Here is a 16,040-nt window from a genome sequence, read left to right as displayed (position 1 = left end):
AGGTGGTGATGTTTGAATCCGGGTCTTAAACCTGCAATTCTCCATCATAATGTGTATTGATAAAAATGTCTTATTTTGTTATTTCAAAAACGTGCGATAAAATATTTTGGTCTATTGTGGTCAATTCAATGTTTTTTCTTGCCATCATTATTTTGGCCGTTTCAAACATCTTATCGATCTGATAAGGAACAAAACCATCCGCTCCTCCCCAACTAAAGTCTGCTATAAAATTTGGAGGAAAACCAGCGCCATATACATTGGCACTTACACCAACTACTGTCCCTGTATTAAACATGGTATTAATTCCCGCCTTGCTATGGTCGCCAATAATTACTCCACAAAATTGCAGGCCAGTACTACGCATCTGCCCAGTCTCGTAATCATAAAGTTTAACAGGTGAATAATTGTTTTTAAGGTTAGAGTTATTGGTATCGGCACCCAAATTGCACCACTCGCCCATTACAGAATTCCCCATGTAACCATCATGTCCTTTTGAGGAATTGCCCCAAATCACAATGTTGTTGATCTCTCCACCTACCCTACAGTTATGCCCAATAGACGTACCAGCGTAAATCTTAGTCCCCATTTTAGTAGAAGAATTCTCTCCAAGTGCAAAAGCCCCACGAATACTACTGCCTTCCCAAATCTCAGCATTTTTGGCCAAATAGATAGGGCCTTGTAAACTGTTTAGGTTGGCACATTCTGCATTGGCACCTTCTTCAAAAAATACATGGTCTCCTAATAGGGTGTTCGTACTGCTTATTTTACCTGAAGATCTGCCTTTTGTAATTAGCGCAAAATCTTTTTTGATTTCTTCAGCATTATAACCAAAAATATGTTCAGGATAAACGATATGGTGGAACGCTTTGCCAAAACCGATCGGCTTTAAAATTGATTTAGCTTGCTGATAAGTCATTTTTTGGCTAGAGTGATAGGCAATGACTAACTCTTTCTTTACCAAAACCTCTCCTTCTTTTAGGGCTACAATAGCTTCAAGCAAAGCTTCATCAGGACATATTGCCCCATTGATAAATAAGGCGGAGCTTATTGAAGCATATTTATGTTGCAAATAATCTTGGGTAACAAAACCAAAGTCTGCTTTCAAATATTTAGCCCATTTTTCAGCAATGGTTAATATACCGATCCTTAAATTGGCTGTAGGGCGGGTAAGGGTCAAAGGCCGTAGCGAGAACCAAGACTTATCATCAAATAGATTGATTGTCATAAGCAACAAAAATAAAAAAAGTCCCGAGCAAAAGCTTCGGGACTTTAAAAAATATGTTATTTAAACTAAAATTATTTTTTAGCGTAACGGTTTTTGAACTTATCGATACGACCTGCTGTATCTACCAATTTCATTTTACCAGTATAAAAAGGGTGCGAAGTATGAGAAATCTCTAACTTGTACAATGGATACTCATTTCCATCTTCCCATTTGATAGTCTCTTTAGTATCAACGCAAGATTTTGTTAAAAAAGCATAGTCGTTAGACATATCTTTAAATACTACAAATCTGTAGCTTGATGGATGCAAATCTTTTTTCATTTGGAATGTTATTTAAGTTTTATTTAAATAGAAACACCAAGAACATATTTTGCAATTTGCTGGCAACTACGCCTATGGTATTCCTTATTGTCTTTTCTATCTCTATTTTAGAGGATGCAAATATCCTAATTTTATTTTTATAATACAAGCAGTAAAGAAATATTTTCTAAATCAAATAAACATATCACCCAAAGCCTGTTAAAGATCGATTTCATTTAATCTCGAGATGATAGGCTCATCACTTCTAAACTAGCTAGAAAGACAAGGATTTTAAATCCATTACTTAGGTTACGGTCCAAAATGAATACCTACCACCTACTTTCTCCATCACGTCATCGCCCTAGGTTTACTTGATCAAAAAAGCATTTTTTTATATATTGCGAATTTACACCGCATATTAAAACTTTTTAAATATTATCCATGGAGCTATACTATTCGTTTTCTGTCCTTATTGTCCTCGCCTCTTTTTTTGCCTACCTTAACCTACGCTACCTTAAATTACCCTCCACCATAGGAATTATGATCATTGCCATGATCTCTTCTATATTATTGGTAGTTACAGGTCATATTTTCCCTAAAACCTTCACCCATTTCTCACAACTTCTAAAAGATGTAGATTTTACTGAAGTACTTATGGGGGCCATGTTAAACTTCCTTCTATTTGCAGGGGCCATCCATATCAACCTAAAAGACCTTAAGGAACAACGTGGGCCAATTATCATTTTCTCTACCGTAAGTGTAATCATTTCCACCTTTGCAGTAGGTGGTCTCTTTTATTATATCGTACCATTATTTGGCCTCCACATTCCTTTTATCTACTGTCTGCTTTTTGGCGCTCTAATCTCCCCTACCGACCCCATTGCCGTAATGGGTGTTTTAAAGCAAGCCAAGGTAAAAAAATCGCTGGAAACCAAGGTTGCTGGGGAATCTTTATTTAATGACGGCGTAGCGGTAGTTGTTTTTGCGGTAATCTTACAACTGACCCGATCAAGTTCAATGGACATTTCATTGGGCAATATCTCGTGGCTATTAATAAAAGAAGCGGCTGGTGGGTTCATTTTAGGCACATTATTAGGCCTTGGTGCTTCAAATGCCATTCGCAAAATAGATGATTATAAGGTATCGGTACTCATCACCCTTTCTGTAGTGATGGGCGGTTACCTTATTGCACATGCCATGCACATTTCCGGACCACTGACCATGGTGGCAGCAGGGATAGTGATCGGCAATTATGGACAAAGAACGGCAATGTCTGCCACGACCAAGGATTATCTAAATAAATTCTGGGAGCTTATTGACGAAATCCTAAATGCCATCCTTTTCTTATTCATAGGCTTTGAACTGCTCATTATCCAGAACATCACCTCTTATTGGCTGGTAGGTTTGGCCACTATTTTCATTGTGTTATTGGCCAGATTCGCCTCTATCTACATCCCCGTACTGATTATCCCTTTTAAAAACAAATTTAGCAAAGGAACGATCAAGGTACTGGTGTGGGGCGGCCTAAGGGGTGGCGTTTCCATTGCCTTGGCACTTTCTATTGACGAAGGACCAAACAAACCCTTAATTATAGCTGTAACTTATTTTGTAGTGGTATTCTCTATTATTGTACAAGGTTTAACAGTTGGAAAAGTAGCCAAAAGGGCGCTTTCTAAAGAAGAAGACTAGAATAATTTTACGAATAAATAAGCCTCTAGCCTTACGAAGTTTTAAAAACTTCGTAAGGCTTTAAGGCGCTTCGTCCTACAAATGACAAAAAAGCGTCATCTGATAACTATGGAGATACGAATTTATGAGACCATCGCATGACAAAATAGTTAATGCACTAAATTGGTGGTCGAGTAATAAAAAATAGGTATTTGTGTGTGTGTGTTATTAAGACTTACTGTACTTTTTCCAGGTTTCCAGCTTCGCCTTTTGCCTGGCCATATAAGCATCGGCAATAACCGCACCTGAACTAGCGCCTTCTGTATGCTCCAATAACTCTTTTAGTTTATATTGGTCCACGTCAGCCCTGTACAGTATTTGCAATAACTTAGAGAAATCATCTGCTACTAAGTATTCAAATGCCTTAACCAACACTTCCCTCAACTGATCTTCCGAAAGATTGTCCGCTATATCGAAATCCTTGCTGATCATTTTAATTAATACCTGATTAGATTCCTTCATATGATGATAATGCAAATTTGACTATGGCGTTGGCATGAATGGACGTGGTATCAAAAACAGGAACTGAAAAATCTTCCTGGTTCATTAATAATGGGATTTCTGTACAACCTAACACAATTCCCTGTGCACCCTCCCTAAGCAACCTTGTTATCATTGAAATATATTTTTTCTTGGTTTCTTGCTTCACAATACCCTTACCCAATTCATCACGTAAGGTCTGCTGAATAAACGCTCTTTCGTCCATACTTGCGGGAACTATTACATCTATTCCATATTCCTGAAGTTTTTGCTGATAAAAGCCCATTTCCATTGTATATTTCGTACCCAGCAAAGCAACCTTTTTAAGCCCATATTTAAGGATTTCTTCAGCAGTTGAAGAAACAATATGAATGATGGGCAATTTGATTTCATTTTGCAGTTTATCAGCATAGAGATGAGCCGTATTCGCACAAAGTACAATGGCTTCAGCACCACCCAACTTCAGCTTTTCACAACCTCTTTTTAACAGTTCAAAGGAGTGCTCCCACCCATTTTGATGTATATCAGCAAAATTTAACGAATAGATGATACACTCTGCGAATTGTAAACCACCTAATTTCTCATTTATACCTTCATTAATTAACCTGTAGTAATCTATGGTAGAAACCCAGCTCATTCCCCCCAATAGCCCAATCTTTTTCATCTGATTTCCTGACAAAGTTCAATCAAAACACCATTTGTAGATTTAGGATGTACAAAACAGATCAGTTTATTATCGGCTCCTTTTTTGGGCTGCTCGTTCAACAACACAAAACCTTTACCTGCTAACCTTTCCATTTCGGCATAAATATCATCTACCTCAAAAGCAATATGATGTATGCCTTCTCCCTTTTTGGCGATAAACTTAGCAATGGCACTATCATCAGCAGTGCTGGCCAAGAGCTCTATCTTACTTTCACCTAATTTAAAAAATGCAGTATTTACATTTTCTGTATCCACCAACTCGGTTTTATAGCAGGTAACCCCCAGCAATTGTTCGTAAAGGCTCGAGGCTTTTTCTAGATCTGCCACGGCAATACCAATATGTTCTATCTTGTTCATCTTTTCTAATTGGATGAGGTTAATCAGTTACAGGTCTAAACGTATAACTCGTACTCACAGCCCATAATGCTCACATCTCGTTATCAGAATGTAAAAATGCAGGTTTTAACTATAGCTTCATAGCTATTATTTATAATTGTTCGGAAACTTTTTTCGTATCTTTGTACTATGATAAAGCATAAAGGCGAAAGCTTGAAGCTAAAAGCAAAGTTTAGATCAATAATGCTTTTAGCTTTGGATCTTAAACTTTAAGCTCAATTTTTTAAAATATAAACATTAGATGGAACTTCCAATTTACTTAGATAATAATGCTACTACTCCTCTAGACCCTAGAGTATTAGAAGCTATGTTGCCCTATTTCACCAATAAATTTGGTAATGCTGCTAGCCGTAACCACGCTTTTGGCTGGGTAGCAGAAGAAGGTGTTGATTATGCCCGTGAGCAGGTTTCGAAATTAATTGGTTGTACGGAAAAAGAAATCATTTTCACCTCTGGTGCCACAGAAGCTGATAACTTGGCTATTAAAGGTGTTTTTGAAATGTACGCTGACAAAGGTAATCATATTATTACCGCTACTACAGAACATAAAGCGGTTTTGGATACCTGCAAGCATTTAGAGAAACAAGGTGCAAAAGTTACCTATCTACAAGTAAAAGAAGATGGATTAATTGATCTAGCTGAACTTGAAGCCGCAATGACACCAGAAACCATTTTGGTAACCATCATGTATGGAAACAATGAAATTGGTGTAATACAACCCATTAAAGAAATATCTGCCATTGCCCACAAACATGGTGCTTTATTTATGACCGATGCTACACAAGCAGTGGGTAAGATCCCTGTGAATGTAAACGAAGACGGCATTGACTTAATGGCATTTAGTGCCCATAAAATGTATGGCCCGAAAGGAGTTGGTGCTTTATACGTACGACGAAAAGGACCAAGGGTAAAAGTAACTGCACAAATGGATGGCGGAGGTCATGAGCGTGGTATGCGTTCTGGCACTTTAAATGTACCTGGCATTGTAGGTTTAGGTAAAGCTTGTGAACTTTGTCGTTTAGAAATGGATGAGGAGGCCAAACGTTTATCTGGCTTACGCGATAAATTGGAAAGCGCTTTAACTACTTTGGAAGAAAGCTATGTAAATGGAAACGTAAATCACCGTTTGCCTCATGTAGCTAATATATCCTTTAAATATGTGGAAGGTGAAGGTTTAATGATGGCCATGAAAGATTTGGCTGTTTCTTCAGGTTCTGCCTGTACCTCGGCTTCTTTAGAACCTTCATATGTATTGAAAGCATTAGGTCTTTCCGATGACCTTGCACACTCTTCGATACGTTTTGGACTTGGTAGGTTTACCACAGAAGAAGAGGTGGATTATGCAATAGAAAATACGAAAAAAGCAGTTAACCACTTAAGGGATCTTTCTCCACTTTGGGAAATGTTCAAAGAAGGTGTTGACTTAAGTAAAATTGAGTGGGCTGAACACTAAGCAAAATTACGATTGTAGATTGACGAAGTACGATTTAGCATTCTACAATTTTAAAATATTAATAGAACATTGATTTTGGAAGATCGTAAATCTAAAATCTACAATCTAAAATAAAATGGCATATTCAGAAAAAGTAATTGATCATTATACCAACCCCCGCAACGTTGGTACTTTAAATAAAGACAGTAAATCTGTAGGTACAGGTTTAGTAGGTGCACCAGAATGTGGTGACGTAATGCGTTTACAAATTGAAGTTGACGATAACAATGTAATTACCGACGCCAAGTTCAAGACTTTTGGCTGTGGTTCTGCCATTGCTTCTTCTTCTTTAGCTACAGAATGGTTAAAAGGCAAATCTATTGATGAGGCTTTAGCCATTGACAATATGGATATCGTAGAAGAACTTGCTTTGCCTCCAGTGAAAATTCACTGTTCAGTTTTGGCAGAAGATGCTATTAAATCTGCCATTAACGATTACCGTGTTAAAAATGGATTAGAAGCATTAGAACTGCCAAAATCACACCACTAGGAAATTTTAGATTTGACGAATTACGATTGACGATTTGTCAAATCTTTAACAAACAGAATTTATAATAGCGGATATAAATCTAAAGTCGTAAATATCATGATTACTATAACCGATAAAGCAAAAGATAAAATAGAGCACTTAATGCAGGATTCTGAATTAGGATCCGACTATTTTCTCCGTGTCTCTGTTAAAGGAGGTGGCTGTTCTGGACTTTCCTATAACTTAGACTTCGATAACGAAACGAAAACAGGAGATCAATTTTTTGAAGATCGTGGAATTAAGATCGCCTTAGATATGAAGTCTTTCCTCTATCTCGCAGGTACAGAGCTTGACTTTTCAGACGGCCTGAACGGAAAAGGATTTGCTTTTAATAACCCTAATGCAAGCCGTTCTTGTGGCTGTGGTGAAAGCTTTTCAGTATAATCATTTAAAAATATAAGCAGAAGGCACCGATAAAAATCGGTGCCTTCTGCATTATTGGGCACCCCATAATGCATTTTTTTCCCAACAATCCTCCTTTCATTTTGTATTATTAAGCGCAATAGTTTATCATTGTCGGTTTAAAGCAATCCAAATATTAATAAAACATGGTATCATTCAGCGAATTTTCTACAGTGCCAACGCTATTGCGTAACGTTGTAAAAAATATTCATCAACCTACGGAAACTTTTTTAATCCATAAAAAGGGGACAGACTGGGAAGAAATTTCCTTTCAGACTACCTTATCGAGAGCGGATGCTGTTTCTGCTTTTTTCTTGGAAAAAGGCATTGCCAAAGGGGATAGGTTAGGCTTAATGATCGAAAATTCTCCTGAATATGTTTATTATGATCAAGGTATACAGCAGATCGGTGTCATTAATGTATCCATTTATCCTACCCTGGCCGAGCACGAAGTAGCGTACATTATTAATGATTCTGGCATAAAAGCTATACTGGTAGGCAATCCATTTCTGTTTAGAAAAATTCTAAAAGTAGCGGAGAACTGTAAGGAACTCAAATACATCATTCCTGCCTTCTCAGATTTTGAAAAAGTGGCCATTCCGGAAGGATTGAACATAGAAATTATAGATTATAACCATGTTTTAAATAGGCTCGTTTCCAGTGAAGAACTAGCCGAAATAGATAAAAGAAGAACCGAAGTGCTCCCACAGGACGTATCTTCGCTTATTTATACTTCAGGTACTACTGGCACCCCCAAAGGGGTAATGCTTACCCATTATAATTTTGTAGAAAACGTGAAGGTATGCCTACAACAAATTCCCGTAATTGACGAAACAGAGACTTTCCTCTCTTTCCTCCCACTTTCCCACGTATTTGAACGTACGGCAACTTATCATGTGTGTTGTGCACAGGGATGTAAAATAGCTTTTGCACAAAGTTTGGAGCTCCTGGCCAAGAATATGGGTGAAGTGAGACCTACGGTCATGTCCTGTGTACCCCGATTATTAGAACGAATTCACGATAAGGCCATCAAATCTGGCACTGCAGCGGGAGGGCTAAAAGCCAAAATCTTCACTTGGGCACTTGAGATAGGTAATAAGTACAGGGTAACAAAAGAAGCAGGCAAAAATCCCGGAATTATTTTAGCCGCTCAAAAAGGTATTGCCGAAAAACTGGTCTTTAGCAAGATTAAAGAGAAGACCGGTGGACGATTAAAGTTTATGATTTCTGGCGGTGCTGCACTTCCTAAAAATGTAGGAGAATTCTTCGGTGATCTGGGTATTAAAATACTGGAAGGTTTTGGCCTGACCGAAACGTCGCCCGTAATGTCGGTAACCGAATATCATCGTCAGGTTTATGGCACTGTAGGCCGTGTAATACCAGGAATCGAAATAGGCATCCAAAATGTGGACACCAAAAAAATCATCAATATTCAGACACATGATACTTTTAATGAAAATTTCGAATGCGAGGAAGGAGAGATTATTGTTCGAGGCCATTGCGTAATGAAAGGTTATTTCAATAAACCAGCGGAAACTGCCGAAGCCATAGATAAGGACAATTGGTTTCATACTGGAGACATAGGTCGTTTTTACAAAGGTAATTTACAGATTACCGATAGATTGAAAAACATGATTGTCAATGCCTACGGCAAAAATGTGTACCCAACACCAGTAGAGAATATCTATCTGAAAAGCCCTAAAATAGATCAGCTTTTCCTTATTGGCGATAAGCGCGAGTACATTACGGCCATTATTATTCCAAACAGGGAAACACTACAGGAAACTTTCAACCTAAAGGATGATTTCTTTCAAAAAGAAGGTGACTTTATAGAAGATAAAGAAATTTATGATTGGATGGAGAAGGACATCAAAAAAATCAGCAATGAATTGGCGAAGTTCGAAAGGATTAAACACTTCAAAATCAAAAGAAATCCGTTTAGCATTGACGAAGGTGAGATTACACCTACCTTAAAAGTAAAACGCCGTGTGGTAGAGAAGAAATATGCACCGGCAATTGCAGAGATGTATACCAAGGAAGTGGAAGCAGATTAATTCGCGACCCAAAAAAGTTAAATCCTTCACCTCAAAAAACGCATGACATTAATTGCCATCTTTATTCCATTTCTTTCTTTTTTGCTTCGGGGAAGAATTATCACCGGAATTATTTGTCTCCTGCTACAAATAACTTTAATTGGCTGGATTCCCGCCGCCGTTTGGGCAGTCATCTCTTTGCAAAATGCAAGAGCTGATAAACGCAATGAAGAGTTAATCAAAGCGATGAAGTCAAAATAAAAATCCAAAAACACCAATAGCCCTTTTATTACATTAAGAACAGATGTGCCCAAGAGAATGAACAATAATCAATTAAATAATTGAAGTACCTATATAATGACCTTATTTAACAGGATTTGACCCTATTCCAAGGGAAAATGAATGTTGCGCAATAAAGAAGTTAACATAAATGGGATAGCAGCGAATCCCGATTTTTCATAGGGAGCAGCGTATAGCCTGGCTAACTTTAATAGCACCCGCCATTTGCTTTCCTAAAAATTTCTTAGCACTCCGTTATTAAATTGTTTCGCATAGCTCATAATAGCTTAGCGTTTAAAGCTTAAAACCCTATATCCCCACTCCTTACTCCTCAAAAAAATTACTATTTTTGCAAAAAATACTATAAATGAGTATAGGACTATCAGAACAGGAAATTTTAAGACGCGAATCATTAAAGCAGCTTCGCGAATTGGGTATTAACCCCTATCCTGCAGAAGCTTACGAGATTAATGCCAACGCAGCCGACATATTAGCCAACTACGAAAAAGATAAAACGGCCTATAAGACCATTAGCATTGCCGGCCGCATTATGAGCCGTAATATTATGGGGGCCGCCTCCTTTGCCGAACTTCAGGATTCTACTGGTCGTATCCAGATCTATTTGAAGCGTGATGAGCTTTGTCCTGACGAAGACAAGACCTTATACAATACTGTTTTCAAGAAGTTATTGGACATTGGTGACTTTATCGGTATTGAGGGTTATGTCTTCACCACTCAAACAGGCGAAATTTCTGTGCATGTTAAGAAATTAACAGTATTATCGAAATCTTTACGTCCTCTTCCTATTGTAAAACGTGACGAGGCTGGAAATGTATACGATGGCTTTACCAATCCCGAATTACGTTACAGAATGCGTTATGTAGATTTAACGGTGAATCCCGATTATAAGCAGATTTTCATCAACCGCTCTAAGGTGATCAATACCATGCGTAATTATTTCGATAGTCAAGGCTGGATGGAAGTAGAAACACCAATCTTACAAGCTGTTCATGGCGGTGCAGCTGCTCGTCCATTTGCTACGCATCACAATACACTGGATATGCCTTTGTTTTTGCGCATAGCCAATGAACTATACTTAAAAAGATTAATTGTAGCCGGTTTTGATGGGGTATATGAGTTTGGAAAAATGTTCCGTAACGAGGGGATGGACCGTACGCATAACCCAGAGTTTACCTCTATGGAAATTTACGTGGCTTATAAAGACTACGTTTGGATGATGGCCATGGTAGAAGAATGCTTAGAAAAGGTAGCTGTGGCTATACATGGCAAGTCTACTGTTAAGGTTGGTGAATATGAAATTGATTTTGCCGGTCCTTATGAACGTCTAACCATGTACGAATCGATACAGAAATATACAGGTATAGATGTATCGGCCATGAGCGAAACTGAAATTGCCAAAACTTGTAAGGATCTGGGCATAGAAATTGACGAAAGCATGGGTAGGGGCAAACTAATTGATGAGATTTTTGGAGAAAAAGTAGAGGCCAATCTAATACAGCCTACCTACATTACCGACTATCCTATTGAAATGACACCTTTGGCTAAAAAACATCGTACCAAAGAAGGATTGGTAGAAAGGTTTGAATTGTTTGTGAATGGAAAAGAAATTGCCAATGCCTATTCTGAGCTAAATGATCCTATAGATCAAAAAGAACGTTTCGAAGATCAGTTAAAGCTTGCTGCCAGAGGCGATGATGAAGCTATGGCGATGGATGATGATTTTGTGCGTGCCCTAGAATATGGCATGCCCCCTACTTCGGGCTTGGGAATTGGAATTGACCGTTTGGTGATGTTAATGACTAACCAAAGCACCATCCAGGAAGTATTATTTTTCCCGCAGATGCGCCCGGAGAAAAAGAAAATTGAGCTTACCGCTGAAGAAACTGAATTATTTGCTTTGGTAAAGGAAGGTGAGCAATGCTTATTAAGTGATATTAAAGCACAATTAGCAGACTGGAGCAACAAAAAATGGGACACTACGCTTAAAGGATTGACGGGAAAGAATATCCTTAAAGTAAGCAAAACCGACGAGGGATTGTTTTTGGAGCATAAATAAGTTAGCCACGTTATTGAGAGGTACAGCCTGTACCGACCATTTGGGAAAGCCATCTTAAAACGATTATTAAGTAGCAAAAACGTTTTAAGATGGCTTCGTAAACTCGCAATGACGAAAGCTTTAAATCCAAAGCTTTTAACTGGGGATTTTTTATGCGCTCATCGTCATCCTGAATTTATTTCGGATCAGTATTTATTAAAAAATATCATGACAGATGTTGAAATACATGCAGCATAACGAGCTATGAAAGAAAACTAAAAAAGCAAAAGGCTCTGCACTTATCCAAGTGCAGAGCCTTTCTGTTAATAATTAAGCTAAATATTAGAATTTTATAACGTTCAATGCTTTGTCTACCAATAAGCCTTCTGCAACCTTCAAATTGAATTTCACACTACGTTTTGCTTTCAACTTGATCACAAAAAGTTCTTGATTACCCTGAAGCGTATCTTTATTACCTACATTTACAAAAGTTGGGTACAGCGCTTTAGTCCTATCTGTATGCAACCTATCATAGGTTAAGTTTTCCATTCCACCTATATTAACGGGCTGTACACTAACGAATTCGTAATCTTGGGCATCATAAGGCAACGCAAAACTTAAAGCATTTACGCCCTTTAAATTCACACCTTTCACCTTCACTTCAATGATTTCATCTTTGTGATAAATTTGTTTCGCCGTACTAATGTCTAGTTGGCCAGATACTTTATCTTCTTTACCAAGCTTCACCCCTCCCTCTAGTTGAGTAGCTACTACTGAAATATCGTACGCGTCAATCAGGTTGTTCTTATTAATATCGCCATTGCTAATGTAGCCTTCAAAATCAGAATCTCCCTTTCTCAAACCCGTATAGTTCATATAAGACGTAAGGTCATTCCGATCTATGAGTTTATCATTATTTATATCACCCGGCAGGTAGCTTTCCGTTCCAGGCATTTTAAATACATACAGCTCTCTGCCTGAACCAAAATCTCCTACACCTTTCGTTACTGCAATCTTAATATAACGCGCAGTAGGATGACTGGCAAAAATAAACTCTTTTACCTTATCATTTTTTGGCCAGGTCACCTCACCCGCAGCTGTCCAATTCTGTTTGTCGGTACTATAGGAAATACTACCCGACAACAAAGTGCCATTACCAGCACCTAAGCGAGGCAGGTATTGAAACTTATCTAACTGATTAAATGACTTCAGGTCTATGATCAAATCAAAAGGGACTGCTTTATTATCCCATTTGGTATGCCATATGTTTCCTTCATCGAAGTCAAACAACTTGCTAACACCCTCTCCTCCCTGGTTTTGCACCGAAGTTTCAGCTACAATACCTTTTATGGCAAACTCCAACGGGTTATTTTTTGTTCTTGCACTAAAGATAGCCCAATTCGATGCGCCTTCTTTATTTACTGCCCTTACCTTAAATTGATAATCTGTCTCGGGCATTAAGCCATCAAATTCTAAGGTATTCTCTTTAATGGTACTGTATAGCATATCATTAAATGCTATTTCGTAATAATCTGCATTTTCTACTTTGTCCCAAGTAGGCTTAAGCACATAGGCTTCTGCCCTATCCGCTGATACCTGAGCATGATTTGGAGCGCCTAATTTCCCTGTAGACACCAAATATTTATTAGTGGGCTCAAACTTAAAGCCCTTCACCCCTAAACTCATCTCATTTTCGGTAATATCAGTAGCAGCCAACCTTACCAACACCTGCGGATTTTTAGCAATTACTAAATTTTCAAATTCACTTCCTTTGGTCGCAAATCGGTTAAGATTTGGTTTTGCATCATAAAAGAAAACGTTTTCTTTATTTAGAAATGCCTTTAAGGAATTGACCTCGGTCAAATTTATCTTTTGCCTTCCTATTTTAGCAACCAAGCTTTTTGGTCTTTCGGTTACATTAATAATAAACTGGGTATATTTTTCCTTTACAAATCCATCAAAATTTCCTTGTGTACGTTGCACATTAACCACAACGTTATTACCTTCCACAATTGATTCTATGTTAGTACTAGCACCGCTTTTATCTTTATAAGCTTCGGTCATACCGTCATCATCATACAAAGTGAAGCTACTGTTGCCGTCAGGATAGATTTCGAAAATGCGCAGCTTCTGATCTACCTCCGAAGGATTATTATTTGGATTGTTTAGGGGGATAATAGCACCCGCCTTTACAAAAATTGGCAGTTTCCAAATCGGTGAATCAAAATAATTGATAACCGTATTACCCTGATATTTCTCTCCCGAAAAATAATCTATCCAAGTACCTTCTGGCAAATAAATGCCATTGCGTATATCATTCCCTTTTTCATCTGCTTTTGTGGATTGGTAAATTGGAGCAACCAAGAAGGACGGGCCATACAGGAACTGATATTGGGTAGATGTACCATAAGTATAGGTATTGGGATATTCCAAAAACATAGCCCTGATCATTGGCAATCCATTCACAGCTTCTTTAGCGATGCTATATGCATAGGGCATCAATGCCGATTTTAACTTTAAATAGTTGCGATTGATGGAGGCAACAGGTTCGCCCAATGCATGGGGATATTTCTCATTAGCGCCCCATCCATCCATATTCAATTGCATTGGCGTAAAGGTTTTCCACTGGAAATCTCTAGTGTTTACTACCGCATTTTTGCCTCCAAAAATACCATCCATATCTGAAGTGATGTTAGGCTGCCCAGACAAGCCTGCGCCCAAATAGGTAGGAATATGAAAGCGAATGTATTCCCAAGCTCCTCCTGTTTGATCACCAGACCAAATACCCGCATAACGCTGGGTACCTGCCCAACCATCAAGGGAGATGATAAATGGTCTACCATTATTTCCATAATAGGGCATAATTTCACCTGCACCCGCCACACCATTCAATCCGAAAGAATAGCCAGCACCCACCCATGCCACGTCGGTTTTTAGCACCCGTACTCCAGCATCTCTCACTTCTTTGACAAGGTCTCTCTGCAATAAAGCCGAAACACCTGCCTTAGGCTGTAAATCAGATTGCGTCCATAAACCAATCTCTACTCCATTTTTTCGGGCATAATCACCAAAATTCTTCAAATTCTGAATGTTGCCATCCAAAGTTTCAGTTTGCCCATAACCCGCTCCGTATCCATCGTTTGGCAATACCCAACCCAATGGCATATCATTCTTCTTATAACGGTCAATTACAGCCCTGGCAGAAAATTGATAGTTGTTCTTTTCACCATTCAGCGATTCCTTAACTCCAACGTTATCTTTTTGGCTTTCTTTATATCTCTTGCCATCTTCAAACAATATGCCCTTATCGTCTTCTTTCCAATAATCACGATTATAGGCATTTAAATGTCCTTGATAAAAACCAAACTTGGGCAGTAGTACTGGATTTCCCGTTAATTGATAAAAATCACTCAATAATGCCGATGGTGTATTATTGACCATCAAAAAAACATCCAAGTAAGCGGTTTCATGAGACAATTTCACCAATCCTTTTTCAGTTGCACCAAAATCATATCTTCCTTTTTTAAAGGTATACCACATTATTCCATAGCCCTTAGTAGACCAGTAATATGGAGTTGGAGAGGCTACCCCCCCATCTGTCCAGCTGTTTTGATTTTCAATGGCTATCGCCTTACCTTTATGTGAGAATCTACCATTCTGTACCCCTCCACCATAAAAATATTCTTGTTCATCTCCCTTTAACAAAAGAGTTACTTTATCTTTTTCAAACTGGACAGGTTTAGCATATTCCAATACCACCTTTTGAGTAGCTTGGTCAACAACTTTTATAACTGCAGTCTGCTTATCAATAAATACGGTGATCTTGCCCGTAGCGATAGAGAATTGTGTATTTTCTTCCGTTAAGCTTAATTTGCTTAGGGCTTTCCTTGGGTTATTTACCAAGATCTGTGCAGAAGGCTTGGCCTGAGGCTCTCTGATCATGCCTCCTTCATTATCCTGAAAAAGTCTGAATATATTCTCCCCATAGAAATCTAAAGTCAATCTCTGCTGGTCGGAAAATAAGATTTCAATAGTAGTGGGATTTATTTTTTTGGCACCAATAATGTTTTGAAGTGGAACTGTCCATCTTTTGTGGATAGTTCTTTTGTTGATCGCCTGCACAGGTAGGGCTGCAAACAATAAAGGAAAAGTAAACGACAGGAGAATACCTGTCTTCCTTTTCACATAGCAAAGTACGTTTTTCATTAAGAATGTGTTTTTTATAGGTAGTTTAACAAATAGATGCTTAAAATTAAGAAACAGTACGATAAAAATGTAATGAATGACGAAATCTTTCTTCTAATAGCGGATTTTTCTTAGAAACTGTCCAAAAATGACTGAAATATTTGGCAGAGGAGTTTAGTGGAGAAACCAAACACTAGCAAAAGGTATTAGGCGAGTGTCCCCCACCCCTCC

Annotated in this window: 13 protein-coding genes; 7 read left to right on the top strand and 6 right to left on the bottom strand. The window is 38.2% G+C overall.

Features of this window, described 5'->3' with window-relative positions; all coding sequences use genetic code 11:
* Nucleotides 1-70: 70 nt before the first annotated feature.
* Both JHD79_RS01860 and JHD79_RS01855 read right to left on the bottom strand, forming a co-directional pair.
* The gene (locus tag JHD79_RS01860; protein WP_199117393.1) at nucleotides 71-1,225 is read right to left on the bottom strand and encodes a putative sugar nucleotidyl transferase; all 1,155 of its coding nucleotides are present in this window, start codon (nucleotides 1,223-1,225) and stop codon (nucleotides 71-73) included.
* Nucleotides 1,226-1,296: 71 nt separating this feature from the next.
* Nucleotides 1,297-1,545, bottom strand: a complete 249-nt coding sequence (locus JHD79_RS01855) for a type B 50S ribosomal protein L31 (protein ID WP_199117392.1) — start codon at nucleotides 1,543-1,545, stop codon at nucleotides 1,297-1,299.
* A gap of 420 nt (nucleotides 1,546-1,965) precedes the next feature.
* On the opposite strand from JHD79_RS01855, the gene JHD79_RS01850 reads away from it, so the two are divergent.
* A complete protein-coding gene (locus JHD79_RS01850) occupies nucleotides 1,966-3,213 on the top strand; it encodes a sodium:proton antiporter (protein WP_199117391.1) in 1,248 nt (415 codons plus the stop codon).
* A 207-nt stretch (nucleotides 3,214-3,420) separates the two neighbouring features.
* Here JHD79_RS01850 and JHD79_RS01845 read toward each other — a convergent pair whose 3' ends face one another.
* From JHD79_RS01845 to mce, 3 genes are read right to left on the bottom strand one after another with little or no spacing between them, the layout of a single operon-like run.
* Nucleotides 3,421-3,714, bottom strand: a complete 294-nt coding sequence (locus tag JHD79_RS01845; protein WP_199117390.1) for a hypothetical protein — start codon at nucleotides 3,712-3,714, stop codon at nucleotides 3,421-3,423.
* Nucleotides 3,701-4,396, bottom strand: coding sequence for an aspartate/glutamate racemase family protein (locus JHD79_RS01840; RefSeq protein ID WP_199117389.1), 696 nt, complete (start codon nucleotides 4,394-4,396; stop codon nucleotides 3,701-3,703). Before JHD79_RS01840 ends, JHD79_RS01845 begins: the two co-directional genes overlap by 14 nt.
* Entirely contained in the window at nucleotides 4,393-4,794 is a 402-nt protein-coding gene (gene mce / locus JHD79_RS01835; RefSeq protein WP_199117388.1) for a methylmalonyl-CoA epimerase, read from the bottom strand. Before mce ends, JHD79_RS01840 begins: the two co-directional genes overlap by 4 nt.
* Before the next feature lie 280 nt (nucleotides 4,795-5,074).
* Between mce and JHD79_RS01830 the strand changes: the two genes are divergently transcribed.
* The 6 genes from JHD79_RS01830 (at nucleotide 5,075) to lysS (ending at nucleotide 11,645) form a co-directional block, all read left to right on the top strand.
* Nucleotides 5,075-6,286, top strand: coding sequence for an IscS subfamily cysteine desulfurase (locus JHD79_RS01830; RefSeq protein ID WP_199117387.1), 1,212 nt, complete (start codon nucleotides 5,075-5,077; stop codon nucleotides 6,284-6,286).
* Nucleotides 6,287-6,401: 115 nt separating this feature from the next.
* Nucleotides 6,402-6,815 (top strand): Fe-S cluster assembly scaffold IscU, encoded by a 414-nt coding sequence (gene iscU, locus JHD79_RS01825; protein WP_199117386.1) that lies wholly within the window; start codon nucleotides 6,402-6,404, stop codon nucleotides 6,813-6,815.
* A 96-nt stretch (nucleotides 6,816-6,911) separates the two neighbouring features.
* Nucleotides 6,912-7,238, top strand: coding sequence for an iron-sulfur cluster assembly accessory protein (locus JHD79_RS01820; RefSeq protein WP_199117385.1), 327 nt, complete (start codon nucleotides 6,912-6,914; stop codon nucleotides 7,236-7,238).
* Nucleotides 7,239-7,402: 164 nt separating this feature from the next.
* Complete coding sequence (locus tag JHD79_RS01815) at nucleotides 7,403-9,310, top strand: long-chain fatty acid--CoA ligase (RefSeq protein ID WP_199117384.1); 1,908 nt, start codon at nucleotides 7,403-7,405, stop codon at nucleotides 9,308-9,310.
* 42 nt (nucleotides 9,311-9,352) lie between these two features.
* Entirely contained in the window at nucleotides 9,353-9,550 is a 198-nt protein-coding gene (locus JHD79_RS01810; protein ID WP_199117383.1) for a YqaE/Pmp3 family membrane protein, read from the top strand.
* A gap of 385 nt (nucleotides 9,551-9,935) precedes the next feature.
* A complete protein-coding gene (gene lysS, locus JHD79_RS01805; RefSeq protein WP_199117382.1) occupies nucleotides 9,936-11,645 on the top strand; it encodes a lysine--tRNA ligase in 1,710 nt (569 codons plus the stop codon).
* Nucleotides 11,646-11,966: 321 nt separating this feature from the next.
* Here lysS and JHD79_RS01800 read toward each other — a convergent pair whose 3' ends face one another.
* Nucleotides 11,967-15,830, bottom strand: a complete 3,864-nt coding sequence (locus JHD79_RS01800; RefSeq protein WP_199117381.1) for a TIM-barrel domain-containing protein — start codon at nucleotides 15,828-15,830, stop codon at nucleotides 11,967-11,969.
* Between the last annotated feature and the right edge of the window lie 210 nt (nucleotides 15,831-16,040).

The organism is Pedobacter sp. ASV28 (assembly GCF_016428855.1).
Classification (GTDB): Bacteria; Bacteroidota; Bacteroidia; order Sphingobacteriales; family Sphingobacteriaceae; genus Pedobacter.
The sequence above is the reverse complement of the archived record's forward strand: the minus strand, read 5'-3'. Positions and strand labels throughout refer to the sequence as shown.

Excerpts from the sequence above, each read along its gene's own strand:
- JHD79_RS01860 (WP_199117393.1), bottom strand. The coding sequence starts at position 1,225 with ATGACAATCAATCTATTTGATGATAAGTCTTGGTTCTCGCTACGGCCT.
- JHD79_RS01855 (WP_199117392.1), bottom strand. The coding sequence starts at position 1,545 with ATGAAAAAAGATTTGCATCCATCAAGCTACAGATTTGTAGTATTTAAA.
- JHD79_RS01850 (WP_199117391.1), top strand. The coding sequence starts at position 1,966 with ATGGAGCTATACTATTCGTTTTCTGTCCTTATTGTCCTCGCCTCTTTT.
- JHD79_RS01845 (WP_199117390.1), bottom strand. The coding sequence starts at position 3,714 with ATGAAGGAATCTAATCAGGTATTAATTAAAATGATCAGCAAGGATTTC.
- JHD79_RS01840 (WP_199117389.1), bottom strand. The coding sequence starts at position 4,396 with ATGAAAAAGATTGGGCTATTGGGGGGAATGAGCTGGGTTTCTACCATA.
- mce (WP_199117388.1), bottom strand. The coding sequence starts at position 4,794 with ATGAACAAGATAGAACATATTGGTATTGCCGTGGCAGATCTAGAAAAA.
- JHD79_RS01830 (WP_199117387.1), top strand. The coding sequence starts at position 5,075 with ATGGAACTTCCAATTTACTTAGATAATAATGCTACTACTCCTCTAGAC.
- iscU (WP_199117386.1), top strand. The coding sequence starts at position 6,402 with ATGGCATATTCAGAAAAAGTAATTGATCATTATACCAACCCCCGCAAC.
- JHD79_RS01820 (WP_199117385.1), top strand. The coding sequence starts at position 6,912 with ATGATTACTATAACCGATAAAGCAAAAGATAAAATAGAGCACTTAATG.
- JHD79_RS01815 (WP_199117384.1), top strand. The coding sequence starts at position 7,403 with ATGGTATCATTCAGCGAATTTTCTACAGTGCCAACGCTATTGCGTAAC.
- JHD79_RS01810 (WP_199117383.1), top strand. The coding sequence starts at position 9,353 with ATGACATTAATTGCCATCTTTATTCCATTTCTTTCTTTTTTGCTTCGG.
- lysS (WP_199117382.1), top strand. The coding sequence starts at position 9,936 with ATGAGTATAGGACTATCAGAACAGGAAATTTTAAGACGCGAATCATTA.
- JHD79_RS01800 (WP_199117381.1), bottom strand. The coding sequence starts at position 15,830 with ATGAAAAACGTACTTTGCTATGTGAAAAGGAAGACAGGTATTCTCCTG.